Source organism: Thioalkalivibrio sp. ALE19, from assembly GCF_000428605.1.
Classification (GTDB): Bacteria; Pseudomonadota; Gammaproteobacteria; order Ectothiorhodospirales; family Ectothiorhodospiraceae; genus Thioalkalivibrio.
This window is the reverse complement of record NZ_AUAG01000025.1, coordinates 35,821-60,158: the sequence shown is the minus strand read 5'-3', so window position 1 is coordinate 60,158 and position 24,338 is coordinate 35,821. Positions and strand designations below refer to the sequence as shown.

The window sequence follows — 24,338 nt, the reverse complement described above, 5'->3', positions numbered from 1 at the left end:
GGAGGACCGGCCTCCTGCGGGAGCAGGTTTCAACACGGTGGGAGGCGAGCCCTCTCGCCGATCCGACACAATCGGTTGCCAACGGTCCTGGTCTCGGCCGGGGGCGTTCATAACCCCCGGCCTGCCCGCCTGGCGGAAAAGGAACGGGCGGTGGCCCTGTGGCCCCGTTTGCCGCACCGAGCGCAGAGGTCGGGCGCGGGAGAAAAGGCGCTGCTTGTCTGAGCGAAGCGCAGCTTCGCGAGTTCAGCGCCGCCCGCGCCCGGCCTCGGAGCGAGGGGATCCCGGGCCGCGTCAGCGGACCGGGATGCGGCAGTCGGGGTGACTTCTTTGGGTCCTTTCTTGTTCACACAAGAAAGCCCGTTTTTGATCAACAACGGGCGCGGCGCGCTCGCGAGAGAGCGCAACACCCCCGGCGGCAGCCAAAACCGCCGACTCTGCAGCGCCAGCTCAAGGCCCGCGGCAGCGATCAAGCACAGGCAGTAGCCCGAAGCGCCGCGGCAGCGGTCGGGTAGCAGCTCCTGTTCGCTTGCAAGCAAGCTCCTGCAGCCTTTGCCGGGTGCCGGGTGCCGGGTGCCGGGTGCCGGGTGCCGGGTGCCGGGTGCCGGGGCCGGGGGCCGGCACCGGGCGGCGAGTGCCGCGCCGGCGTTACATCGCCCGGATGCGTTCGCGCTGCGCGGCGAGCTGCTCGCGGGTGGCCTGCATCTCGGCGACGCGGTCGCGCTCCTTCTGCACCACCTCGGCCGGGGCGCGGTCGACGAAGCTCTCGTTGGCAAGGCGTTTCTCGCTCTGCTCGAGGTTCTTGTCGAGCTTGTCGATCTCCTTGTCCAGGCGGGCGAGCTCGGCGTCCTTGTCGATCAGGCCGGCCAGGGGGATCAGCAGCTGCATCTCGTCGACCAGGGCCATGGCGGATTCCGGGGCCTCGTCGCCGGCGTCCAGCCAGGTGACCTCCTCGGGCTTGCCGAGGAATTCCAGCAGCGCGTGGTGGCGCCGGTAACGCTCCCGGTCGCTCTCGCTCCAGTTCTTCACCAGCACCGGCAGCGGCTTGCCCGGGGCGATGTCCATCTCGGCGCGGATGCGGCGCAGCCCGGTGATGAAATCCTTGACCCAGTCGAGCTCGGCGGTGGCGGTGGCATCGCGCGGGAAGCCGTCCTGCGCCGGCCAGGGACGCTGCACCAGGAACTCGACGTCGTCGCCGATGCCGGCGTGCGGCTTCGCACTGGTCCAGATCGCCTCGGTGATGAACGGGATCACCGGGTGCAGCAGGCGCAGCAGGGCCTCGAGCACGCTGACGAGCGTATGGCGCGTGGCACGCTTGACCGCCTCCGGCGTGGCCTCGTCGTTCAGCACCGGCTTGGTCAGCTCCAGGTACCAGTCGCAGTAGTCGTGCCAGGTGAACTCGTACAGCGTCTGTGCGGCGAGGTCGAAGCGGTAGGCATCGAGCTGCTGCGTGGCGGTCTCGGCGGTGGCCGCCAGGCGGTCGAGGATCCAGCGATCGGCGAGGGTGCGCTGCTCCGCGGTGTCGTCCGCGGCCGAGCAGTCGTGGCTCTCGACGTTCATCAGCACGAAGCGCGAGGCGTTCCACAGCTTGTTGCAGAAGTTGCGGTAGCCCTCGATGCGGCCGAGGTCGAACTTGATGTCGCGCCCGGTGGTGGCCAGGGCGGCCAGGGTGAAGCGCAGGGCGTCGGTGCCGAACGCGGGGAAGCCGTCGGGGAAGGCCTTGCGCGTGGTCTTCTCGATCTTCTTCGCCATCTGCGGCTGCATCAGGCCCTGGGTGCGCTTGGCCACCAGGTCGTCGGCGCTGATGCCGTCGATCAGGTCAATCGGGTCGATCACGTTGCCCTTGGACTTGGACATCTTCTGGCCTTCCGAGTCGCGGATCAGGCCGGTGACGTAGACCTCGCGGAAGGGCACGTCGCCCATGAAGTGCTCGCCCATCATGATCATGCGGGCGACCCAGAAGAAGATGATGTCGAAGCCGGTGACCAGCACGCTGGTCGGGTAGAAGTCGCGCAGTTCCGGCGTCTGCTCCGGCCAGCCGAGGGTGGAGAATGGCCACAGCGCCGAGCTGAACCAGGTGTCGAGCACGTCCTCGTCCTGTTCCAGCGCCACCTCGGTGCCCAGGCCGTGCTTCTCGCGCACCTCGTCCTCGGAACGCCCGACGTACACGTTGCCATCGCTGTCGTACCAGGCGGGGATGCGGTGGCCCCACCAGATCTGGCGCGAGATGCACCAGTCCTCGATGTTGCGCATCCACTCGAAGTAGGTCTTCGACCAGTTCTCCGGCACGAAACGGATGCGGCCGTCCTCCACCGCCCTGATCGCCGGTTCGGCCAGCGGGCCGGCCTTCACGTACCACTGGTCGGTCAGGTAGGGCTCGACCACGGTGCCGGAGCGGTCGCCGCGCGGGACCATCAGCTTGTGGTCCTCGGTCTTTTCCAGCAGGCCGAGGTGATCCAGATCGGCGACCACGCGCTTGCGGGCCTCGTAACGGTCCAGTCCGCGGTAGGCCTCGGGCACGCTGTCGTTCAGGCAGGCATCGATGGTCAGGATGTTGATCACCGGCAGGTCGTGGCGCTGGCCCATCGCGTAGTCGTTGAAGTCGTGCCCCGGGGTGATCTTCACGCAGCCGGAGCCGAATTCGGATTCGACGTAGTCGTCGGCGATGATCGGGATCTCGCGCCCGACCAGCGGCAGGCGGATCGTCTTGCCGATCAGGTCGCGGTAGCGTTCGTCTTCCGGGTGCACCGCGACGGCGGTGTCGCCCAGCATGGTCTCCGGGCGCGTGGTGGCCACGGTCAGGTGCCCGGAGCCGTCGGCCAGCGGATAGCGGAAGTGCCACAGGTGGCCGTTTTCCTCTTCCGACAGCACCTCCAGGTCGGACAGCGCGGTGTGCAGCACCGGGTCCCAGTTGACCAGGCGCTTGCCGCGGTAGATCAGGCCCTCATCAAACAGGCGCACGAAGACCTCGAGCACCGCCTCGGACAGGCCGTCGTCCATGGTGAAGCGCTCGCGCGACCAGTCCACCGAATCGCCCAGCCGGCGCATCTGGCGGGTGATGGTGCCGCCGGATTCGTTCTTCCAGTCCCAGACCGCGCGCACGAATTCTTCGCGCCCGAGGTCGTGGCGGGTCTTTTCCTGCGCCGCCAGCTGGCGCTCGACCACCATCTGCGTGGCGATCCCGGCATGGTCGGTACCGCCCTGCCACAGGGTGCGGTCGCCGTTCATGCGCCGGTAGCGGATCAGGGTGTCCATCAGCGTGTGCTGGAACGCATGCCCCATGTGCAGCGTGCCGGTCACGTTCGGCGGCGGCAGCAGGATGCAGTAGCTGGCCTCGCCCGTTTCCGGCGGCGCGAAGATGTTCGCGGCCTCCCAGCGTTCGTACTGGGCCTGTTCGATACTCTTGGGGTCGAAGCTCTTGTCCATGGTGGGGCCGGGCTCGGGGTGTGGATGGCAAAGCCGCGCATTATAACGAGGCACGCACGTTGTGACCCGTTTTCCCGCGCGGTCTGTCGAAACCCTCGGCCCGTGTGCGAGAATAAGCCGAACGTGATAACCGCAGAGTGTGGCGGGCCTGTGCGCCGCAACCGGATAACAACGAGGAGAAAGACCGATGTTCGCGAAAGGAAAGATTGCTGCCGCCGTCGGCGGTGCCCTGATGCTGACCGGTGGCCTGTCCGTGGCCCAGGCCGACACCTTCCACGGCGGATACGTCGGTGGCCAGCTGGTGATCGTGGACTACGATTTTGATGTGGATCCCGGCCCCTCCCTGTCCGACACCGACGTGGGCATCGGTGGCGTGATCGGTACCGGCACCACCGAGAACAATTACTACCTGGGCGTGGAACTCGACTTCTGGCTGGATCAGGCCGATGACTCGACCACCCGGAACGGGGTGGATTACGACGTGGACGTGAAGCACAGCTATGGCGTGAATGTGCGTCTCGGCCGGGTCTTCAACGATGACTGGCTGGTCTACGGCCTGCTCGGGTACCAGGGGACCAAGGCCAAGGTGTCCGCCGACGGGCTCGGGTCGGATTCCGAGACGTACGAGGGCGGCCGCGGTGGCGTGGGTGTCGAGTACCAGCTCGAGAACCGCATGTTCTTCCGCGGCGAGTATTCGCAGACCTTCCACGGAGACGAAACCGTGCTCGGCGGGGTCGACGTGGATCCGGATTCCTGGCAGGTAAAGGGCGCGATCGGTTACCGCTTCTGAAGCCCTACGGGGCAGGGTAAGAATGAAGGGGCCCCGCGCGCCGGGATGGCGTGCGGGGCCCCGTTGTATCAGGGCATTCCGGTGCCCCTTGAGCGGGTTGCGGGATCAGCCGCTGACCCAGGCGTCGCACCAGCCGCCGGCGGCGACGTTGACGCCCTGGAAGTCGGCGTGGTGGCATCCGCCGTTGCCGTCCCAGAAGGCGCAGTTGTCGCAGCGCTCGCCCTCGGAGTAGTCCGGATGATCGGCGTTGGCGGCATCCGCTACGTAGTTGTGGGCGTGTCCGTCCTCGGCCATGGGATTGGCCCTGGCCACGGACATGCCGGTCATGCTCACAACCGGGATGGCGGCGACGGCCGCGGAGGCGCGGCGGAGAAAGGTACGGCGGCTGATATCGGTCTTGTCGGACATGGTTCCGACCTCCTTGCTGGTAGTTTTCTTGTGACGGGCATCTCTGCGGATGCCGTCGCTACCTTGCATCGGTTCTCCGCGTTATTTCTACGTGAATGGATCACAAAACCTCCCCGGGTGAAGGGATTTATGATCCAGCTCAAGGGGTGGGTGCAGAAAAGGACGCCGCCCGCCGGCGGCGCTCACAGGGCGTGGTGTTCCAGCGGATAGCCGCGGTCGCGGAAGTAGCGCCAGCGGGCGCGACCGGCGGCGCGGCCGGCGTCGTCGGCGCCGACGATGTCGGCCACGCGCTCGAAACGGCCGCAGTATTCGGGGACCTCGGCGGCCAGGTTGACCAGCACGTCGCAGTGGGTGGTCGGGGCACGGGAATCGTGCAGGGTCACCGGCACGTCGGCGGCGTCCACCTCGGTGGCATGGGGCAGGAAGGCGGTATCGCGGAAGGTCCACAGCCATTCGTCCAGGCTCTGCGTCAGGGCCGGGTCCCCGGTGTGCACGTGCACCCGGTGACCCTGGCGCGAGGCCTTCTCGGCCAGCCGGCAGGCCAGCTGCAGGCGCGCGTCAGGCTGCGCATCCTGCAGCAGGTAGAAGGTGACGCGGGTCATGCGCCGGCCTCCTTCAGGCCTGATCCAGCAGGTACTGCATCAGCATCGGGACCGGACGGCCGGTCGCGCCCTTTTCCTTGCCGCTCTTCCAGGCCACCCCGGCGATGTCGACGTGCGCCCAGGTGTAGTCCTCGGTGTAGCGCGAGAGGAAGCAGCCGGCGGTGATGGTGCCCGCCGGGCGACCGCCGATGTTGGCCATGTCGGCGAAGTTGCTCTTGAGCTGTTCCTGGTATTCCGGCCACAGCGGGAGCTGCCAGCCGCGGTCGCCGGTTTCCTCGCCGGCCTGCTGCAGCTGCCGGACCAGGCGGTCGTCGTTGCCCAGCAGCGCGGCGCCCTGGTGGCCCAGGGCGATGATGCAGGCGCCGGTGAGGGTGGCGATGTCGATCACCGCCTTCGGCTTGTAGCGATCCACCCAGGTCAGGGCGTCGGCCAGCACCAGACGGCCCTCGGCGTCGGTGTTGAGGATCTCGACGGTCTGCCCGGACAGGGTGTGGATGATGTCGCCGGGCCGGGTGGCGCGGCCGTCCGGCATGTTCTCGGCGCTGGTGACCACGCCGACCACGTTGATCGGCAGGCCCAGTTCGCATACCGCCTCGATGACCCCGAACACGCTGGCGGCGCCGCACATGTCGTATTTCATCTCGTCCATCTCGGCGCCCGGCTTGAGCGAGATGCCGCCGGTGTCGAAGGTGATGCCCTTGCCGACGAACACCACCGGGGCATCGTCCTTGTTGCCGCCGCGGTATTCCATCGCGATCAGGCGCGGCGGGCGCTCGGACCCCTGGCCGACGGCAAGGATGGCCCCGGCACCCAGGGCCTCCAGTTCGTGTTCGTCGAGCACCGTGGTCTCGAGACGGTCATACTGTTCGGCGAGCCGGCAGGCGGTGTCGGCGAGGGATTCGGGATAGCAGACGTTGGGCGGGGTGTTGCCCAGGTCCTTCGCCCGGTTCATGCCGGTGACGATGGCCGCGGCCTCGCTGCAGGCCTTCTTCGCCGCATCGGCGCGGCTGCGGTCCACGGCAAACTGGACCTTCTCGAGCTTGACGGGGCGGGTCTCTTCCTTGCCCTTGAACTCGAAGAAGCGATAGGCGGCGTCGCCGATGGCGGTGATCAGGGTGCGCACGGTCCAGGCGATGTCCTTGCCGCGCGGGACGAAGTCCTCCACCGCGATCACCGCGCTGTCGGCCGGGCGCTCCACCAGCGCGGCAGCGAGGGTCTGGCAGGCCTTGCGCGCAGCGCGGGCGTCGTAGTCCTTCTTCGCGCCCAGGCCGATCAGCAGCGCGGAACCCTTGCGTCCGGCGCCGGGCACCAGCAGGCGCGAGCCGGCGTCGCCGTCCATCTCGCCGGCCTTGAACAGGGCCGCGAGGTCGCCGTCGCGGGCCTCATCCAGGACCCGCGCGCCCGGGGCCGGCTTGCGCCGGTGGCTGACGGCGGCGGCGCGGATCCCGGCGCGGGGTTTGTCGACGGCGGAGGTGGTGACGGAGAATTGCATGGGCGCCTCGCGGGATGAAATGAATGTTTTCCAGTGATACTACCAGCGCGCCGCCGGGGCGCACTACGCACACCGGCGACGTGGATACGGGCCGCGCATGATCCTGCGCCGGGCCGAGCGCTTCGTTGCGCGCGAACTCCTGGTGACCCAGGCGGCGGTCACCGTGGTGCTGCTGCTGGTGATCGTCGGCGGGGTGCTCGCGCGGGTGCTGCAGGACGTGGCCGAGGGCAGCGTGCCGGCGGATTTCCTGCCGGCACTGGTGGGCTTCGGCGCGTTCAAGGGCATCGTCTACCTGTGGCCGGTGGCGCTGTTTCTGGGGTTCATGCTGGTGCTGGGCCGCATGCAGCGCGACAGCGAACTGATCGCGCTGCAGTCGGGGGGGATGTCGTTCGCCGCGCTTTATCGTGCCCTGTTCCTGGTCGCCGGACCGGCGGCGATCCTGCTGGCGGCGCTGATGAACACCGTGGTGCCCTGGACCGAGGGCGAGGTGGACCGCATGCGCGATCTCGCCGATCAGCGCTCGGACCTGGTGGGGATCGCGCCGGGGCAGTTCCTGGAGTCGCGTGTGGGGGACCAGGTGTTCTTTGCCGAGCGCCTGAGCGATGACCGCGAGGCGCTGGAGGAGGTGTTCATCTACCGCGAGGTGGACGGCGAGGCGCAGGTCACGGTGGCCGCGCGTGCGATCCCCGATCCCGGTGCCGAGGGCAGCGGCTTCCTGGTGCTGGAGGACGGTTACCGCTACGTCGGCACCCCGGGCAGCGGGGCCTTCCGCATGCTGGAGTTCGAACGCCTGCGCACGCAGATCACCGAGCCCGACCCGGAGGCGGATCGGCGCAGCCTGGAGGCGCAATCCACACCGGAGTTGTGGGCCGAGCGGGACGACCACGAGGTGCGCGCCGAACTGGAGTGGCGCTTCGCCATGCCGCTGTCGATCGTGGTCCTGACCCTGATCGCCCTGCCGCTGTCACTGGTGCCGCCGCGCAGCGGGCGCTATGCGCGCATTCCCGCGGCGATCGGGGTGTACGTGCTGTACGCCAACTTCCTGATCCTGGGGCAGGGGCAGCTGGCGGACGGCCAGGTGCCCGTGGCCGTGGGGCTGTGGTGGGCGCACGGCGCGATGCTCGCGCTGTGGTTGCTGCTGGCCTGGCGCAAGGGCCTGCTGCGCTGGCCGCGCCGGGGCGCGGGTCCACCGGCGGGGGAGCCGGCATGACCACGATCCTGGGGCGCTACATCATCCGCCAGGTGCTGCTGGGGACCGCGCTGGCGGCGCTGCTGCTGGTTGCGCTGGACGCGGTGTTCGCGCTCATCGACGAGCTGCGCGACATCGGCCGCGGCGATTACGGCGTGGCGCAGGCGCTGATGTACGTGGCCCTGACGCTGCCGCGGCGGATGTACGAGATGATGCCGCCGGCAGCGCTGCTCGGCGGTCTCCTGCTGCTGGGCAACCTCGCGGCGGGCAGCGAGCTGACGGCCATGCGCGCCGCCGGGATGACCGTCGGGCGGTTCGTCGCCTGGGTGATGCAGGGCGGGCTGATCGTGGTGCTGGCGATGGTCGCGATCGGCGAGTTCGTCGCGCCGGTGGCGGAGAACCGCGCGCAGAACCTCAAGGCGACCGCCTTCGACCGCGAACTGAGCGTTGGCTCGATGGGGCTGTGGGCGCGCGACGGGCGGCGCATCGTGCATGCCGAGGCCGTGCTGCCGGATGACCGGCTGGCCGGCGTGCGCGTGGTCGAACTGGGCGAGGACCGGCGCCCGCGGGTGATCACCCGGGCCGCGGGCGCGCGTTACACGGACGGCGAGTGGTGGCTGGAGGACGTGGAACGCTCGCGCCCGGATTTCGACGGGGTAGTGACGGAACATGCCGAGGAGGAACGCGTGGAGCGTCTGATCGCCCCGGAATACTTCTCGGTCCTGGTGGTGGAACCCGCGCAGATGGGAGCGCGCGACCTTCATCGTTACATTCAGTACCTGCAGGAAAACCGCCTGGATTCGGCGCCCTACGAGGTGGCCTTCTGGCAGCGCCTGACCCTGCCGGCCTCGACCTGGGTGATGCTGCTGCTGGCGATCCCGTTCCTGTTCGGGTCGCAGCGCGAGGGCGGGGCCGGACGCCGCCTGTTCGTGGGCATCGCGATCGGGGTGTCGTTCGCGATCGTGATGCGGGCGATGACCCATGTCGGACTGGTGTTCGCGCTGCCGCCGGTGCTGGCGGCCAGTGTGCCGGTGCTGCTGTTCCTGGTGGCGGGGCTGCTGGGGCTGCGGCGCGTGGCATGATGTGACGCGGATTATCGACGACGGGAGAACGACGCAATGAGAGCAGGCGGAAGACCGTCCCGGACCGGGCGCGCGGGGCAACTCCTGTGGCTGCTGCTGGTAGCCGGAATGCTGGCCGCCTGCGGCAGCCCGGGGCCCACCGACCTCGACCCGCTGCCGCGCTCGGCCACGGTGCTGGTGTTCGGGGACAGCGTGACCCACGGAACCGGCGCCGGTGATGGCGAGGACTTTCCGACGCGTCTGGAGGCGATCACCGGCTGGACCGTCATCAACGACGGGGTGCCCGGCGATCGGGCGGATACCGCACGCGGGCGCATCGAGGACAGCCTGGTCGAACATGAACCGGATCTGGTCATCCTCGAGCTCGGCGGCAACGACTTCCTGCGCGGGCGCCAGCCGGCGGACGTGAAGGAGGATCTGCGGGCACTGATCGGATACGTGCGCGACCACGGGGCGCAGCCGCTGCTGATCGGCGTGCCCGAAGCCTCGGCCCTGGGGGCCGCTACCGGGCGGCTCAGTGACGACGCGATCTATCGCGAGCTGGCGCGCGAGGAGGACGTGCCGCTGATCGAGGGGGTGCTGGCCGGGGTGCTGAACGACGCGGATCTGCGTGCGGACCGCATCCACCCGAACGCGGACGGCTATGCACGCATGGCCGAGGAGATCGCCGACGGGCTGATGGAGGTCGGGCTGTGGCTGGGACGCCGAGCCCCGTGAGCGCATGACGGGGCGCGGGTGGCCGCGCGCGATCAGCCGCCCCCGGAGTCCTGTTCTTCCTGGTTTTCCTTCCAGCGCGGACGCTTGAGCGGCCGCGTGCGCATCAGCACGGTGGAGGACAGCCAGTCGTGCAGCATCCAGCGCTGCGGGTGCAGGGCGCTGGCGCCCAGGGCGAGAACGCCCAGGGCGGTCATCAGCGCGGTCATCCAGTCGCCGTGCTCGCGCGCCAGATGGATCGCCATCAGGATGATCATCCACTGCGAGATCCCCACCAGAAAACGCAGCGTGGCCTGCCAGGAGGTGATCCGGCTGCCATCCTCGCTGCGCACCACCAGGTTCCAGGTCTGCATCCCGAGGGTCTGTCCGGTCCGGCGCCAGAAGCCGTAGAAAAAGGCCCAGGCGGCGAAGATGTTGAGGGTGAGCTGGACCTGCCAGAAGAACACGTCCAGCAGGTTCCACAACGGCAGGGTCACCAGCCCCAGCACCAGCCAGATGGCCAGCACCAGCAGGCTGTCGTAGAGCAGTGCGCCGAAGCGCAGCAGCAGGCCGACGGGGCGGGAGTCGCGTTCGGGAGCGGGGATGTCGTTCATGGGGTCTCGCTGGTCACTGCGCGGAAGATTGCGTAGTCTTGCGGTATGTCGCGACGGTTTCAACGTATCCCGCTCGAATTTCCGGCCCGGCTCGAGCTGGATGGCCGGACATGCCCGGTGCGCGTGCTCGACATCTCGTTGCGTGGAGTGCTGGTGGAATGCGAGGGGCTCGAACCGCTCGCCCCGGGCACGCCCGGTCAGGTGGACATCCCGCTCAGTGACGAGGCCCGCATCGCGTTCGAGGGCAAGGTGCGCTGGCAGCAGGGCGAGCGGCTGGGGCTGGAGATCGCCGCCATGCCGCTGGAATCCGCCGGGCACCTGCGGCGCCTGGTGGAGCTGAACCTGGGCGACGAGGCACTGCTGGAGCGTGAGTTCGCCGCCATGGTCGCCGAGCCGCCGGGCGAGGATGACCCGGGCAGTTGATCCCGGGCCCTGATCCCGGGCCCTGAACCCGGGGGGCTCAGTAGAGCTCGCTGAACGGCAGTACCTCCACCCACTCCCCGGCGCGTGCGCCGTCCGCCTCCCGCGGCAGTACCACGAAGGCATTCGCCCGGCTCATCGCGCTCAGCTGATGCGATCCCTGTCCCCCGGCGCTGCGCACCACGTCCACGCCGTCCTCGGTCTCCACGATCGCCCGCTGATAGTCCGTGCGCCCCGGCCGCTTGCGCAGATCCTCGCACAGCCGTGCGCGCAGGGTGCGCGGTTCGGCCACCGGCAGGCCGGCCAGACTGCGCAGCGCCGGGCCGACGAACAGGCCGAAGGTGGCCATCGCCGAGACCGGATTGCCCGGCAGCCCGACAAACCGGGCCTGGCCGAAGCGGCCGAAGGCCAGCGGACGCCCGGGCTTCATCGCGATCTTCCAGAAGCCGACTTCGCCGCGCTCCTGCAGGATGCGGGTGATGTAGTCGGCATCACCCACCGAGACCCCGCCCGTGGTCAGGATCAGGTCGGCCTCGCGGCCCGCGGACTCCAGGGCCTCGCGCACGGCGTCCTCGTCGTCGGGAATGATGCCGTAGTCGCGGGCCTTGACCGCGTAGCGCGACAGCAGGGAACGCATCATGTGACGGTTGCTGTCGTGGATCTGGCCGGGCTCCAGGGGTTCGTCCACCGGGACCAGTTCGTCGCCCGTGGAGAAGAACACCACGCGCGGCTTGCGCAGGACCTCGACCTCACTGATGCCCTGGCTGGCGAGCACCCCGATCTCGGCCGGACCGAGCACCTGCCCGGCGCCATAAAGCCGTTCGCCGCTGCGGGTATCCTCGCCGGGGCCGCGGATGTTCGCGTTGTCCGCGGCCGGGCGGTCGCAGCGTATGTGGTCACCTTCCACCGTCACGTGCTCCTGCATGACCACGGTATCCGCGTCGTCCGGGACCACCGCGCCGGTGAGGATCCGCACGCAGGAGCCCGGCGGCAGCGCGCCGTCCCACGGGTGCCCGGCGGCCGAATGGCCGGCCAGATGCAGCCGGGCGCCGGCTTCGCGGGCATCGGCGGCGCGCAGGGCGTAGCCGTCCATCGCCGAAACCCGGGCCGGAGGGACGTCCAGCCGTGCATGCACGTCCGCGGCAAGAACCCGTCCGGTGGCCGTCTCCAGACTGCGCGTGCGCGTCCCGGCGACCGCCTGGCAGGCCTCCAGGACGGCGGCGCGCGCCTGTTCCACGGTGAGGGCGGTGGGGTCGAATTCGTCACAGGCGGCCGCGTTCATCCGGTTCCTCCGTTGTCATCTGTCAGCCGTTCAATAACGGGTAAAGGGAAAGGTGTTCGATGATGAAGTCCGCCACCGGCGAGGGGTCGTCCAGCGGCAGCACCGGGCCATGGAAGGGCAGCCCGCCGGCGTCGGTGGCCACTGCGACCACCCCCGGTGTATCGGGGTACAGCGGTGGCTTGTCGTTGGCCTTGCGGTAGACCTCGATGCGCGGCAGGTCGGCGTTCTTGAAGCCCTCCACCAGGATCAGGTCCGAGCGCGCCGGATCCAGTTTCGCGCACAGGGCGTCGAGGTCGGGGGTCGCCCCTTCCTCGATCTCGGGCGTCTCCACCATCAGGGCGAAGCGCCGGGACGAGGCCACCAGTGTCTGGTCGGCCCCCGAGTGACGCAGCTCGTAGCTGTCCTTGCCCGGTTTGTCCACGTCGAACTCGTGGTGGGCATGCTTGATCACCGCCGGGCGCAGGCCGCGGTTGCGCAGCTCCGGGATGAGTCGTTTCAGCAGCGTGGTCTTGCCCGAGCCGCTCCAGGCGGCGAAGCCGATGCGCGGCAGCGTGTTGTCCGGGTGGCTCATGACGGTTCCTCTCCCTGGTGGCGACGGCCCGGTGTGGTACCGGTCGTCGGGGAGTGTAAGGAATCGGCCGCCAATCTACACGCCGGTTGCGGGGCGCAGTAAGTTCCCGGGGTCACCGCGGGGCGAGATCTTCGGGGGTGTTGAGGTTGGTGAAGGCCGCGGGGCAATCGGAGAAGTCGGCGGTCACGGCGCCGTGTTCGCGCAGCCAGGCGCCGGCGGGCAGGGGGCCCGCCGCGATCGCGGCGCGCAGGGCGGGCACCAGTCCGGCACCCAGCAGCAGGAACAGCGGCTGCAGGCGCCGGCCGTCGTGGGCCATCGCCGCGGGGGCGGCGTGTTCGGCCCGCGCCGCCTGCAGGCGGGGGCCGAGGTCGTGCGGGGCGCTCGGGGCATCCACGGGGACGCACAGCAGGTCGCGGCCGGGTCGGGCGGCACCGGCCGCGGCAATGCCGGCCAGCGGGCCGCGGTAATCGGGATGTTCGTCGGCGACACAGGGAAACCCCAGCCGCGCGCAACGGTCCATTTCGGTATTAGTGCTGACGACGATGCCATCGACCTGTCCCTGCAGACGCTCGACGGCATGTTCGATCAGCGGCCGGCCCCGGTATTCGAGCCACGCCTTGTTGCAGCCGCCCATGCGCCGGCCCTGACCGCCGGCGAGGATGACCCCCAGCGGCGGGCGCTCCGGGGCGGCGGGTGGAGTCTGGCGGGAGTCCTGCGGCATGGGCGTTCGTTTGCGCAATGGCCTATGTTGTAGGGTGCAGGATGCGTGGCCGACACGATACGAGGACGACAGCGATCCATGATCCGATTCCGTAACCAACGCGGTGCCGCGGCCCGCTGGCTCCTGTGGCTGGCGCTGCTGGTGGTCGGCACGGCCGGCGCGCTGCTGGCCAGCGCCGATAACGGTGGCGACCGCGAAGCCGTGCTCCTGACCGTGGACGGGGCCATCGGTCCGGCGACCGTAGATTACATCACGCGCGGGATCGATGCCGCCGAGGAGCGCGGTGCCGAGATGGTCGTGCTGCAGCTGGACACGCCCGGTGGCCTCGACTCCAGCATGCGCAGCATCATCAAGCACATGCTGCAGTCCGAAGTGCCGGTGGTGACCTATGTGCACCCCGCCGGCGCGCGGGCCGCCAGTGCCGGAACCTACATGCTCTACGGCTCGCATGTCGCGGCGATGACGCCGGCGACCAATCTGGGCTCGGCAACCCCCGTGCAGATGGGCGGGGGCGGCCTGCCCGGCATGGACGAGGAAGACCTGGACGAGCTGCGCGAGGAAGCGGAAGACGAGGCCGAAGCCGAGAACGGGAACGGCGGCGAGCAGCGGGACAACGGCGAGGACGCCGTCGAGCCGGCCACCGAGGAAGAGCTGCTGGACGACGACCCCGAGCCCCGCCGCGGGGACGATGCGATGGAGCGCAAGGTGCTGGAGGACGCGGTGTCCTACATCCGCGGCCTGGCCGAACGCTACGACCGCAATGCCGACTGGGCCGAGGAGACGGTACGCGAGGGCTCCAACCTGACCGCCACCGCGGCGCTGGAAAAGAACGTCATCGATTTCGTCGCCGACAACCTGGACGATCTGCTGGCGCAGCTCGACGGGCATACCGTGAAGCTGATGTCGGGCGAACGCGAACTGGTGACCGAGGGCATCGAGATCGTGCGTATGGATCCCGACTGGCGCACCGAGCTGCTGTCGCTGATCACCAACCCCAACATCGCCTACATCCTGATGCTGATCGGGATCTACGGCATCATCTTCGAACTGGCGAATCCGGGCGCGGTCTACCCGGGTGTGATCGGTTCCATCGCGCTGATCCTTGCGTTCTTCGCCCTGCAGGTGATGCCGATCAACTACGCCGGACTGGCGCTGATGCTGCTGGGGATGATCTTCATGATCGCCGAGGCCTTCGTGCCCAGCTTCGGCGCGCTGGGCATAGGAGGGCTCGTGGCATTCATAACCGGTTCCGTGATCCTGTGGGATGACCCCAATCTGAACGTGGCCCTGCCGCTGGTGGTCGGCACGGCCATTGCCATCGGGCTGGTGTCGGTCTGGGTGCTGGGGCGGCTGTTCAAGCTGCGCGGCAAGAAACCGGCCACCGGCCATGAAGAAATGATCGGCATGATCGGCCATGCGCGGGAAGATTTCGAGCGGCGCGGTCCGGTGTGGGTGCACAGCGAGCTTTGGACCGCCGAAACCACCGCGCCGGTGCGCGAGGGGCAGGCCGTGCGGGTGACCGCGATCGACGGCCTGCGCCTGACCGTGGAGCCGATGGAACAGGACGAGCGGGCCGAGGGCAGCGGTCCGGCGTAGCGCGGGCCGCCTCCGCGCGGCCGGCACATGCAGCAAGCCGCCGATTCGGCGGGAAGGAGCACAACATGTTGAATGATTTCGGTTTTATCGTCGTACCGCTGGTGATCATCATCGCCCTGATCGCGATGTCGATCCGGGTCCTGCGGGAGTACGAACGTGGCGTCGTGTTCTTTCTCGGCCGCTTCCAGTCGGTCAAGGGGCCCGGCCTGATCATCGTGATCCCCGGGATTCAGCAGATGGTGCGCATCGACCTGCGCGTGATCACGCTGGACGTGCCGAGCCAGGACGTGATCTCGCAGGACAACGTGACCGTGCGGGTCAATGCGGTGCTGTATTTCCGCGTGGTGGACTCGGCCAAGTCGGTGATCCAGGTCGAGGATTACTACGCCGCCACCAGCCAGCTGGCCCAGACCACCCTGCGTTCGGTGCTCGGCAAGCACGAGCTGGACGAGATGCTGTCCGAGCGCGACAAGCTGAACTCCGATATCCAGTCGATCCTCGACGCGCAGACCGATGCCTGGGGCATCAAGGTCACCAACGTCGAGATCAAGCACGTGGATCTGGACGATTCGATGATTCGCGCGATCGCCCGCCAGGCCGAGGCCGAGCGCGAACGGCGCGCCAAGGTCATCCACGCCGAGGGCGAACTGCAGGCGGCCGAGAAGCTGGTGCAGGCCTCGCAGATCATGGAGGCCAGCCCGGCCGCGCTGCAGCTGCGCTACATGCAGACCATGTCGGACATGTCGACCAACGGGCATGCAAACACCATCTTCTTCCCGCTGCCGCTGGAGCTGACCAAGGTGTTCGAGAACCTGGCCGGCAAGTTCCGTGCGGAGAACCCGGAAAACCCGCTCAACGCAGCGGCCGCTGCAGCGGGGATGGGGACGAAGGATTCCTCCTCCGGTTCCGGCGTGACCGGCGACACCTCCGGCGCGGAGGAGGATGCGGGCGGGGCATCCGATACCGGCCGCGGTCCGACGTCCGGGGGGCCGGCCAGCTCCTGATCGGTCCGCGGGCGTTCGTCCGGCATGGCGACGGAGACGCCGGAGACGGCCGCGGAGCTCCCCGCGGTCCTCGACCGGTTCCTGGACGAGCTGTGGGCGGTGGAAGGCCTGGCCGACCGCACCCTGGCGGCCTACCGGCGCGATCTGAGCGCGCTGGCGGGTTTCCTGGCGGCGCGGGACGGGGCACTGGAGGCCGCGACCCATGCCGACCTGCTGGCCTTTGTCGCCGCCCGCATGCAGGGCGGGGCGCGGCCGCGCTCGGTGGCCCGGGCGCTGTCCTCGATCCGCCGCTTCTATCGTTTTCTGGTACAGGCGGGCGAGCGCGAGGACGACCCCTCGGCCGGCATCGATCCACCGCGGCCCGGACGGCCCCTGCCGGCCGGGCTGTCGGAGGCGCAGGTGGAGGCGCTGCTGGCGGCGCCGGACACCGCCACGGCCGTGGGACTGCGTGACCGGGCGATGCTGGAGATGATGTACGCGGCCGGTTTGCGGGTCTCCGAACTCGTCGGGCTGGAAGGCACGGCGGTGAATACCCGGCAGGGCGTGGTGCGCATCATCGGCAAGGGCGGACGCGAGCGCCTGGTGCCGCTGGGCGAGGTGGCGACCGACTGGCTGGCGGCGTATCTCGACCGCGCGCGCCCCGAGCTGATGGCGGGGCACCCGCCGGTGGAGGCGCTGTTCGTGACCCGGCGCGGCCGCGGGCTCACGCGCCAGGCCTTCTGGTACCGCATCAAGGCGCATGCGGCGCGGGCCGGTATCGACACGGCGCTGTCGCCGCATACCCTGCGGCATGCGTTCGCCACCCACCTGCTGGACCACGGGGCCGACCTGCGGGTGGTGCAGATGCTGCTGGGCCACAGCAGCCTGTCCACGACCCAGATCTATACCCATGTGGCGCGCGCGCGGCTGCAGGCGCTGCATGCGGAACATCATCCCCGGGGATAGCCGTCTGTCCCCCGGAAGGCAACCGGCCTACAATCCACGTTTTGATTCATCAGCGAGACACCCATGTTCCTCAAGCGCGTTCTTCCCTTCGCGGTCGCCCTGGCGGCCGTCGGTACCACGGCCCAGGCCAGCGAGGCGATCGAGCAGGCCATGTCGCAGGCCATCCCCGATGCCGAGATCGACTCCATTCAATCCACCCCCCTCGAGGGGATCAAGGAGGTTCGCTACGGCACCGAGATCTTCTACGTCAGCGAGGACGGCCGTTACGTGATGCAGGGCAGTCTGATCGACCTGCAGACCCGCGAGAACCTCACGGAACAGGCGAAGGGCGGTGCGCGCGCCGAGCTGTTCGCAGCCATCGACGACAGCGAACTGGTGGTCTACGAACCGAACGGCGAGACCCGCGCGGTGCTGAACATCTTTACCGATCCCAACTGCCCGTACTGCCGCGACATTCACGCGGATCTGCCGGAATACCTGGAAGCCGGCGTCAAGGTGCGCTACCTGATGTTCCCGGTGCTGGGGCAGGACTCGCCGGAGATCATGAACCGCACCTGGTGCGCCGATGACCGCCAGGCGGCCATGGACCGTTCCAAGGAGGGGGACAAGCTGACGGATCTGGACAGCGGCTGCGCCACCCCGCAGGACGAGCACATGCAGCTGGGGCAGAGCCTGGGCGTGCGCGGCACGCCGGCCCTGTTCACCGAAAACGGCGAGATGCTCGCCGGCTACGTCGAGCCGGAAGAGGTGCTGTCCCGCGTGCTGGGCGACTGATCCCATGAGCGTGGCCGCCGACGACGCCTTCTTCCTGCGCGAGGCCATCCGTCTGGCGCGGGAGTCCGTGGATGTCGGCGGCGGACCGTTCGGCGCCCTGGTGGTGCGCGACGGCGAGATCGTCGGCCGCGGGGCGAACCGCGTGATCCCGTGGCAGGATCCCACCGCGCATGCCGAGGTGGCGGCGATTCGCGACGCCTGCCGCCACCTGCAGGACCACCGCCTGTACGGCGCGACCCTGTACGTCTCCTGCGAACCCTGTCCGATGTGTCGTGCGGCGGCGTGCTGGGCGCGGCTGGACCGGGTGGTGCATGCCGCCTCGGCCGCGGATGCCGCCGCGGCCGGGTTTGACGACGAGCGGATCCGCGACGAACTGGTGGCGCCCCCCGAGGCGCGCCGTCTGCCGTTGATCCGCACCCTGGCCGAGGAGGGGCGGGCGGTCTTCGACTACTGGGAACGCCACGCCAACCGCCGCTTGTACTGAATGTGCGGCGGGTCCCGGCCGTCGGTGCATGACGTGACGCCCGGACTGGGGCACAATCCGGGCACGGAACAGGGAGTGGGGCGGCATGGAGAAGCGTCTGCTGGAACTGTCGGTTTGTGTGGAGCCCGATCGGCGCCGGCTTGCGCGTTTCGCCCTGGACGCTGTGGTGGCCCTGGGCGGCAGCCCGTTTCGCGCCACCGCCCGTCTCGATGTCCTTCTGCACGCGCTGCGCGAGGCTGCCGCCAATGTGGAGGGCGGGCTGCAGGTGGCGCTGGTGGCCCACGGGCGAGAACTCGCCCTGTATTGGGAAGAGGCTGGGGGGCATGCGCGCCGCGAACACCTCGATCGTGTCCCCGAAGACCCCTCCGAAGCTTCGCTCGAGGCCCTGTCACAGCGCCTGCGCCGGGGTTCCGAATCCACTGATCCCGAGCTCCTGCGCCGACGCAATGCCCGCTTCGCCGCCGAACTGGAACGCGCCCGCGAGCGGGCGGCGGCCGAGATGGCTGAGCTCGAGGCCGATCTGGAACGCAAGAAGGCCGAGCTCCAGCGCTCGATCCGCGAAGCCGAGACGGACAGCCTGACCGGGCTGTTCAATCGTGGCGCCTTCGATGCCCGTCTGGAAGAGTCCCTGCTGCACTGCGCCCGCCAGGGTGAACCGCTGAGCCTGGTGCTGCTTGATCTCGACTTCTTCAAGCAGATGAACGATACCCACGGCCATCAGTTCGGGGATGATTACCTGCGTGGCATGGCCGATGCCATGCGTGCGGCCATTCGCGAACACGTGGACCTCCCCTGCCGCACCGGGGGCGACGAGTTCGCCATTATCGTATTCGGTGACCGCGACGCGGCGGCCGGCGTGGCGCAGCGCGTGCTCGCGGCGATGGAGGGCCGGGTCAGCATCGGTGTGGGGCAGCGGGCGGACGGTGACGCGCCGGAGGATCTGGTGGCGCGCACCGATGCGGCACTGTATCTGGCCAAGCATCGGGGGCGCGGGCAGGTCGCGACCGAACTCGAGCTCGAGGCCCCCGACGCACCGGCGGCCGCGGGCCTCGGAGCCCGCGCGTGAGCGCCGCACCGCCCGCGCGTCAGCCGTATGCCCTGCTGAGCGAGCAGGCGGCGGCGCGCGCCGGCGGGCAGGTCCTGCTGCAGTCGCGGCTGAAGACCGTGGCGCGGCGCCTGGGTTTCGGCGAGATCAAGCGCGAGCGCATGCTGCTGGTCTGCCAGGAGCTCGTGACCAACCAGATGAAATACGCGCGCGGGACCGGACTGGTGCAGATCTGGGAGCAGCGCTCGCCGGAACCCGCGCTCGACCTGTTCGCGATGGATTTCGGTCCGGGGATCGCGGACCTGAACCAGGCCCTCGCCGACGGCCATACCACCTCGGGGACCCTGGGCAAGGGGCTGGGCACCGTGCGGCGCCTGGCCGACGATTCCGATTTCTACAGTGTTCCCGCGACGCAGGCCGCCGGTACACCGTGGCAGGGGACCGCGGCATGGGCCCGTTTTCGCCCCGGGGACAACGGACAGGACGAGCCCGGTCCGGCCTTCGGCCGTTACCTGCGGGCATTGCACGACGCGCCGCACAACGGAGATTGCGCGGACCTCGCGGTGGACCGGCACGGTCTGCGCTGGGTCCATATGGACGGCCTGGGCCACGGAGTGGAGGCCGCAACCGCGGTGGCGGGACGCTGTCGACCGGGCGAGCCGGGTGACTCGCCCGCGGAAGTGCTGCACCGGCTGAGCCGTGATCTGAGCGGCTCGCGCGGGGCGGTGGGGATTGCCGGCGAGGCTATGGTGGCGGAACGCGGCGCCCGGGTGTGTGGCGTTGGGGACATGAACGCCTGGGTCGTGCGTGAAGGGGAGCGGCGTGGCCTGGAGATGGCGCCGGGCATTCTCGGGCATGATCATCGCAGTTGCGAGGAGATCCGGCTGGACCTCCCCCCGCATGCGCTGGTGCTCACGGCCTCGGACGGTATCCGGCGCAACTGGAGCCTGGCGAGCTTTCCCGGCCTGTGGCGCCGGCATCCGCAGCTGCTGGCGCTGGTGCTGGGCCAGGTGCTGGGGCGCAGCAACGATGACAAGTCGCTGCTGGTCATCCGCCTTTGACGGCAGGTCATGGGCGGACACAACAAGAAACGAGGAGGAATCATGACGGGGGACAACATGAATCGGGAGGACGGCGAGACCCGCAGTGCCAACGAGATCCTGGTCGAGCAGCTGATGGTCAACGTCGGCCGGATTTCCGGGGTGATCGAGGAGCGTGGTCACAACATCTTCGTGCAGGGGAACATCCTGTCGCGCGAGGAGATCAGCGACTACTCGGTGGAGTTCATGGAGCTGTTCGTGATGCTGCTGCAGCACGAGGGGCGGCCGGACCGCTCCAGCGAGGAGTTCCGTGCCCTGCAGCAGTTCTTCACCACCATGTCGCAGCAGATCCTGATGCGGGGCGGCGACATGGAGGAGTTCGTGCGTTATCTGCAGTTCATGCAGAACGTGATGATCGAGGATCTGGGGCGCGACGCGGAGATCACGCCCGAACAGACCCGCGAGACCCTGCTCCTGCTGGCCGGGGTGTTCAACGACATCATCCTGGACGTCTATCGGGTGTATCTGGAGCAGAAGGAAAGCACCATCGAGGCGCAGCAGGCCGAACTGCGCGAGATCTCCACGCCCATCACCGAGATCTGGGACGGCGTCCTGACGCTGCCGATCATCGGGACCCTGGATTCCTCGCGCACCATGGTGGTGATGGAAAAGCTGCTCGGGCGCATCGAGCAGGACCGGGCCCGCGTGGTGTTGATGGACGTCACCGGGGTCATGGCGATCGACTCCCAGGTATCGCACCACCTGGTGCAGATGATCCGTGCGATCGGCCTGATGGGTGCGCGTCCGGTGCTGACCGGGATCCGGCCGGAGATTGCCCGGGCGCTCACCAGCCTCAACATCGATCTGGGCGACGTGACGACCCGCGCGACCCTGGCCGAAGGCCTGAAGGAGGCCTTCCACTGGCTGGGCGTGCGGATGGCCGACGCCCGGACCCCGGCCTGACGGGCGCGCCGATGGTCCAGGGCATGCATCTCACCCGGATCGGGGCGGACGCGGTGCTGCTGGAGCCGGGTGAGGGCCTGGATCCCGGCGAGCCGGACCGCTATCTGGTCGCGCTGGGGGATTACCTTCAGGCGGCGCGGGCTCGACGACTGATCTACGACCTCGACAGCGTGCCGGTGGTCGATGCCCTCTACTACGACTGGCTGAAGGCGGTGCACGGGCTTTGTCGGGTCATCGGGGTGGAGATGGTGGTCGCGAACATGGCACCTTCGGTGGCTTATGCGCTGGCGGCGCGCCTGGATGAGGTGCCGCCCTTTGCCTGTGCGCGCGACGTGGAGCGCGCGCGCTGACATCCGCCACCCCCGCGACCGGGAGAACGCCGCATGCTGGAACTGGGCATCGTTGCCCTGACCACCTTCTTCGTGACCGTCGGCCCGGTGGACGTGGCGGTGGTGTTCGCGGTGCTGACCCGTGGCATGGACCCGGCTCAGCGCCGCGCGATGGCCTGGCGCGGCGCGTTGCTGGCGACTGCCATCCTGCTGCCGTTCGCGCTGTTCGGCGAGGCCGCGCTGGGGGTGCTGGGGATCTCGCTGCCGGCGCTGTACACCGCCGGTGGTATCCTCCTGCTGCTGATCGGCATCGACATGGTGTTCGCGCGCAGCTCCGGCGGGGTCTCGGCCACCCCGGACGAGACCCGCGAGGCCCGCTCGCGTACCGACCTCTCGGTGTTCCCGCTGGCCACGCCGCTGCTGGCCGGGCCCGGGGCGATGGGCGCGGCCATCCTGATGATGAGCCGTGCCAGCGGCGATCTGGCCGTGCAGGCGGTGGTGATCGGGGCGCTGATCGCGATCATGGCCCTGGCGCTGGTCTGCCTGCTGATCGCGGTGCGTATCCAGCACTGGCTGGGCGTCACCGGTGCGCACGTTCTCACGCGCATCATGGGGGTGCTGTTGTCCGCGCTGGCGGTCCAGTTCATCTTTGACGGACTGGCCGACAGCGGCATTCTGACCTGACATCGAAGGAGCGATGCATGACCCGGATCTGTCCGCACTGCGAAACCGAGAACCCCGACGACGCGGCCTTCTGCAAGGCCTGTGGCCGTTCGCTGGACTTCGGCGCCCGCCCCTCGGAAGGCCCCTCGGAGGGCGCGGGGCCCGGCGCCGGCGGCCCCGCCGCGCAACCCGGCCCCGGGCCGGACTCCGGGCGAGACGGGGATCCGCCCGGGTCCCGTCAGGATGCCCCGGACGATGCCGCTCCGCCGGGGATGAGCAGCGGGGGTGCGGATCCTGTCCATGCCCATGCCGAGGGGCCGCCGCAGGATCGTGCGGCATTCGGCGGCTTCTGGCGGCGCGTGCTGGCGGTGCTGATCGACGGGGTGATCCTGGGCATCCCGCTGACCGTGGTGCAGGCGATGATCAGCCCGGAAACCATGCACACCGAGGAATGGACCGATGCGGACACCGCCTGGACCTTCGTGAACATCCTGGTCGGCTGGTTCTATTTCGCCGGCATGCACAGCTCGCAGTACCGCGCGACCATCGGGAAGATGGCGGTAGGCCTGCGGGTGGTCGACTGGCATGGCGAGCGCATCAGCTTCGCCCGCGCGACCGGGCGCCATTTCGCCGAATTCCTGTCCGGTCTGCTGTTCATGATCGGCTACCTGATGGTGGCCTTCACCCGGCAGCGCCGCGCCCTGCACGACTTCATCGCCGAGACCTGGGTGGTACGCCGCGAGTGGCTGGATGAATAGCCCGTTCGGCCGGGCGTTCGGCGGGCGGCCCTGAAAATCCCGGCCGAATCCAGTATGGTATTGGACCTTTCCGGCGCCGTACCCCGCCCGGTCCCGACCTTCCGGCCGCCGTCCGCGGCCGGTCGAGTGCCTCTGGCGGGCCGCTGCGCGCCCGAATTGCCTAGAACCCAACGGGAGTCACCGAATGTTTTCGATCGACATGAGCATCAACGGCTACGATGACGAACTCTGGAGCGCGATCCGCAAGGAGGCGCAGCGCCAGGAAGAGCACATCGAGCTGATCGCCTCGGAGAACTACACCAGCCCGCGCGTGATGGAAGCGCAGGGTTCGGTGCTGACCAACAAGTACGCCGAGGGCTACCCGGGCAAGCGCTACTACGGCGGCTGCGAGCACGTCGACGTGGTCGAACAGCTGGCCATCGACCGCCTCAAGCAGCTCTACGGCGCCGATTACGCCAACGTGCAGCCGCATTCCGGCTCGCAGGCCAACGCGGCGGTGTACATGGCCCTGCTGCAGCCGCATGACACCGTGCTTGGCATGAGCCTGGACGCCGGTGGTCACCTGACCCATGGCGCCAAGCCGAACTTCTCCGGCAAGATCTACAACGCCGTGCAGTACGGCATCACCGACGAGGGCCTGATCGACTACGACGAGGTCCAGCGTCTGGCCACCGAGCACCAGCCGAAGATGATCGTCGCCGGTTTCTCCGCCTACTCGCGGGTGGTGGACTGGAAGCGCTTCCGCGAGATCGCCGATTCCGTGGGTGCGTACCTGATGGTCGACATGGCCCACGTCTCCGGCCTGATCGCCGCCGGCGAATACCCGAACCCGATCGACCACGCCCACGTGGTCACCTCCACCACGCACAAGTCCCTGCGCGGGCCGCGTGGCGGCTTCATCATCTCCAAGGGGCAGCCGGAACTGAACAAGAAGTTCCAGTCGCTGATCTTCCCCGGCACCCAGGGCGGCCCGCTGATGCACGTGATCGCCGGCAAGGCGGTGGCGTTCAAGGAGGCCCTGGAGCCGGACTTCAAGACCTACCAGAAGCAGGTGATCGCCAACGCCCGTGCGATGGCCGAGGTCCTGGTCGAGCGCGGTTTCGACATCGTCTCCGGCGGCACGGACAACCACCTGTTCCTGCTGAGCCTGGTGTCCAGGGGCATGACCGGCAAGGATGCGGACGCCGCCCTGGGCCGCGCCAACATCACGGTCAACAAGAACGCGGTGCCGAACGACCCGCAGTCGCCGTTCGTGACTTCCGGCATCCGCATCGGCACTGCCGCCCTGACCACCCGCGGCTTCACCGAGTCCGAATCCCGCGAGCTGGCCGGCTGGATCGCCGACGTGCTGGAGAACATGGACAACGAGCAGGTGATCGACGACGTCCGCGGCAAGGTGCTGGACATCTGCCGCCGGTTCCCGGTTTACGGCGCCGGCGAATAAACCGGG

The 24,338-nt window shown here is 68.9% G+C and carries 25 protein-coding genes and 1 pseudogene; 18 read left to right on the top strand and 8 right to left on the bottom strand.

The window, feature by feature from the left end; all coding sequences use genetic code 11:
• Positions 1–645: 645 nt before the first annotated feature.
• Complete coding sequence (locus tag F787_RS0110835; protein ID WP_028492176.1) at positions 646–3,423, bottom strand: valine--tRNA ligase; 2,778 nt, start codon at positions 3,421–3,423, stop codon at positions 646–648.
• A gap of 187 nt (positions 3,424–3,610) precedes the next feature.
• On the opposite strand from F787_RS0110835, the gene F787_RS0110830 reads away from it, so the two are divergent.
• Positions 3,611–4,213, top strand: coding sequence for an outer membrane protein (locus F787_RS0110830; RefSeq protein WP_028492175.1), 603 nt, complete (start codon positions 3,611–3,613; stop codon positions 4,211–4,213).
• Between the two features lie 105 nt (positions 4,214–4,318).
• On the opposite strand, the gene F787_RS0110825 is transcribed toward F787_RS0110830, so the two are convergent.
• From F787_RS0110825 to F787_RS0110815, 3 genes are all read right to left on the bottom strand, one after another.
• Complete coding sequence (locus F787_RS0110825; RefSeq protein WP_028492174.1) at positions 4,319–4,621, bottom strand: high-potential iron-sulfur protein; 303 nt, start codon at positions 4,619–4,621, stop codon at positions 4,319–4,321.
• A gap of 182 nt (positions 4,622–4,803) precedes the next feature.
• The gene (locus F787_RS0110820; RefSeq protein WP_028492173.1) at positions 4,804–5,223 is read right to left on the bottom strand and encodes a DNA polymerase III subunit chi; all 420 of its coding nucleotides are present in this window, start codon (positions 5,221–5,223) and stop codon (positions 4,804–4,806) included.
• A 13-nt stretch (positions 5,224–5,236) separates the two neighbouring features.
• Positions 5,237–6,715 (bottom strand): leucyl aminopeptidase, encoded by a 1,479-nt coding sequence (locus F787_RS0110815; protein WP_028492172.1) that lies wholly within the window; start codon positions 6,713–6,715, stop codon positions 5,237–5,239.
• A 97-nt stretch (positions 6,716–6,812) separates the two neighbouring features.
• Between F787_RS0110815 and lptF the strand changes: the two genes are divergently transcribed.
• Genes lptF through F787_RS0110800 form a run of 3 tightly spaced genes read left to right on the top strand, consistent with a single transcriptional unit; the run spans position 6,813 to position 9,703 of the window.
• Positions 6,813–7,925: an LPS export ABC transporter permease LptF gene (gene lptF / locus F787_RS0110810; RefSeq protein WP_028492171.1), complete on the top strand. Its 1,113-nt coding sequence runs from the start codon at positions 6,813–6,815 to the stop codon at positions 7,923–7,925.
• Positions 7,922–8,986 (top strand): LPS export ABC transporter permease LptG, encoded by a 1,065-nt coding sequence (gene lptG, locus F787_RS0110805; protein ID WP_028492170.1) that lies wholly within the window; start codon positions 7,922–7,924, stop codon positions 8,984–8,986. Before lptF ends, lptG begins: the two co-directional genes overlap by 4 nt.
• Positions 8,987–9,022: 36 nt before the next feature.
• Positions 9,023–9,703, top strand: a complete 681-nt coding sequence (locus tag F787_RS0110800; protein WP_026279493.1) for a GDSL-type esterase/lipase family protein — start codon at positions 9,023–9,025, stop codon at positions 9,701–9,703.
• A gap of 32 nt (positions 9,704–9,735) precedes the next feature.
• Here F787_RS0110800 and F787_RS0110795 read toward each other — a convergent pair whose 3' ends face one another.
• Complete coding sequence (locus F787_RS0110795; protein ID WP_019021166.1) at positions 9,736–10,293, bottom strand: RDD family protein; 558 nt, start codon at positions 10,291–10,293, stop codon at positions 9,736–9,738.
• 45 nt (positions 10,294–10,338) lie between these two features.
• On the opposite strand from F787_RS0110795, the gene F787_RS0110790 reads away from it, so the two are divergent.
• A complete protein-coding gene (locus tag F787_RS0110790; protein ID WP_018869921.1) occupies positions 10,339–10,716 on the top strand; it encodes a PilZ domain-containing protein in 378 nt (125 codons plus the stop codon).
• A 37-nt stretch (positions 10,717–10,753) separates the two neighbouring features.
• Here the strand turns inward: F787_RS0110790 and glp are convergent, their stop codons facing one another.
• The 3 genes from glp to mobA all read right to left on the bottom strand — a co-directional run bounded on the left by glp (position 10,754) and on the right by mobA (position 13,287).
• Positions 10,754–11,995 carry a gephyrin-like molybdotransferase Glp gene (gene glp / locus F787_RS0110785; RefSeq protein ID WP_028492169.1) on the bottom strand — a complete coding sequence of 414 codons (1,242 nt, stop codon included), beginning with the start codon at positions 11,993–11,995 and terminating at the stop codon, positions 10,754–10,756.
• 22 nt (positions 11,996–12,017) lie between these two features.
• On the bottom strand, positions 12,018–12,566 hold the full coding sequence (gene mobB / locus F787_RS0110780) for a molybdopterin-guanine dinucleotide biosynthesis protein B (protein ID WP_018946318.1): 549 nt from the start codon (positions 12,564–12,566) through the stop codon (positions 12,018–12,020).
• Positions 12,567–12,678: 112 nt separating this feature from the next.
• Complete coding sequence (gene mobA / locus F787_RS0110775; RefSeq protein WP_028492168.1) at positions 12,679–13,287, bottom strand: molybdenum cofactor guanylyltransferase MobA; 609 nt, start codon at positions 13,285–13,287, stop codon at positions 12,679–12,681.
• Positions 13,288–13,365: 78 nt separating this feature from the next.
• Between mobA and F787_RS0110770 the strand changes: the two genes are divergently transcribed.
• From F787_RS0110770 to glyA, 13 genes and pseudogenes are all read left to right on the top strand, one after another.
• Entirely contained in the window at positions 13,366–14,883 is a 1,518-nt protein-coding gene (locus F787_RS0110770) for a nodulation protein NfeD (protein ID WP_028492167.1), read from the top strand.
• A 68-nt stretch (positions 14,884–14,951) separates the two neighbouring features.
• A complete protein-coding gene (locus F787_RS0110765; protein ID WP_231373430.1) occupies positions 14,952–15,887 on the top strand; it encodes a slipin family protein in 936 nt (311 codons plus the stop codon).
• 24 nt (positions 15,888–15,911) lie between these two features.
• Complete coding sequence (xerD, locus tag F787_RS0110760; RefSeq protein ID WP_019569056.1) at positions 15,912–16,832, top strand: site-specific tyrosine recombinase XerD; 921 nt, start codon at positions 15,912–15,914, stop codon at positions 16,830–16,832.
• 63 nt (positions 16,833–16,895) lie between these two features.
• Positions 16,896–17,606: a DsbC family protein gene (locus F787_RS0110755; RefSeq protein WP_028492165.1), complete on the top strand. Its 711-nt coding sequence runs from the start codon at positions 16,896–16,898 to the stop codon at positions 17,604–17,606.
• A 4-nt stretch (positions 17,607–17,610) separates the two neighbouring features.
• Positions 17,611–18,090 carry a nucleoside deaminase gene (locus F787_RS0110750; protein ID WP_028492164.1) on the top strand — a complete coding sequence of 160 codons (480 nt, stop codon included), beginning with the start codon at positions 17,611–17,613 and terminating at the stop codon, positions 18,088–18,090.
• A gap of 85 nt (positions 18,091–18,175) precedes the next feature.
• Positions 18,176–19,156 carry a diguanylate cyclase gene (locus F787_RS0110745; RefSeq protein WP_028492163.1) on the top strand — a complete coding sequence of 327 codons (981 nt, stop codon included), beginning with the start codon at positions 18,176–18,178 and terminating at the stop codon, positions 19,154–19,156.
• Positions 19,153–20,196, top strand: a complete 1,044-nt coding sequence (locus F787_RS0110740) for a SpoIIE family protein phosphatase (RefSeq protein WP_028492162.1) — start codon at positions 19,153–19,155, stop codon at positions 20,194–20,196. Before F787_RS0110745 ends, F787_RS0110740 begins: the two co-directional genes overlap by 4 nt.
• A gap of 42 nt (positions 20,197–20,238) precedes the next feature.
• Positions 20,239–21,138 carry an STAS domain-containing protein gene (locus F787_RS0110735; protein ID WP_018869910.1) on the top strand — a complete coding sequence of 300 codons (900 nt, stop codon included), beginning with the start codon at positions 20,239–20,241 and terminating at the stop codon, positions 21,136–21,138.
• Between the two features lie 11 nt (positions 21,139–21,149).
• The gene (locus F787_RS0110730) at positions 21,150–21,488 is read left to right on the top strand and encodes a hypothetical protein (protein ID WP_019589355.1); all 339 of its coding nucleotides are present in this window, start codon (positions 21,150–21,152) and stop codon (positions 21,486–21,488) included.
• A gap of 33 nt (positions 21,489–21,521) precedes the next feature.
• Positions 21,522–22,151: a MarC family protein gene (locus tag F787_RS0110725; protein WP_028492161.1), complete on the top strand. Its 630-nt coding sequence runs from the start codon at positions 21,522–21,524 to the stop codon at positions 22,149–22,151.
• A 17-nt stretch (positions 22,152–22,168) separates the two neighbouring features.
• Positions 22,169–22,243: pseudogene (locus F787_RS17180) on the top strand (zinc-ribbon domain-containing protein); the annotation flags it as partial.
• 159 nt (positions 22,244–22,402) lie between these two features.
• On the top strand, positions 22,403–22,888 hold the full coding sequence (locus tag F787_RS0110720) for an RDD family protein (RefSeq protein ID WP_231373429.1): 486 nt from the start codon (positions 22,403–22,405) through the stop codon (positions 22,886–22,888).
• Positions 22,889–23,072: 184 nt separating this feature from the next.
• Positions 23,073–24,332, top strand: coding sequence for a serine hydroxymethyltransferase (glyA, locus tag F787_RS0110715; protein ID WP_028492160.1), 1,260 nt, complete (start codon positions 23,073–23,075; stop codon positions 24,330–24,332).
• The last annotated feature ends 6 nt before the right edge of the window (positions 24,333–24,338 follow it).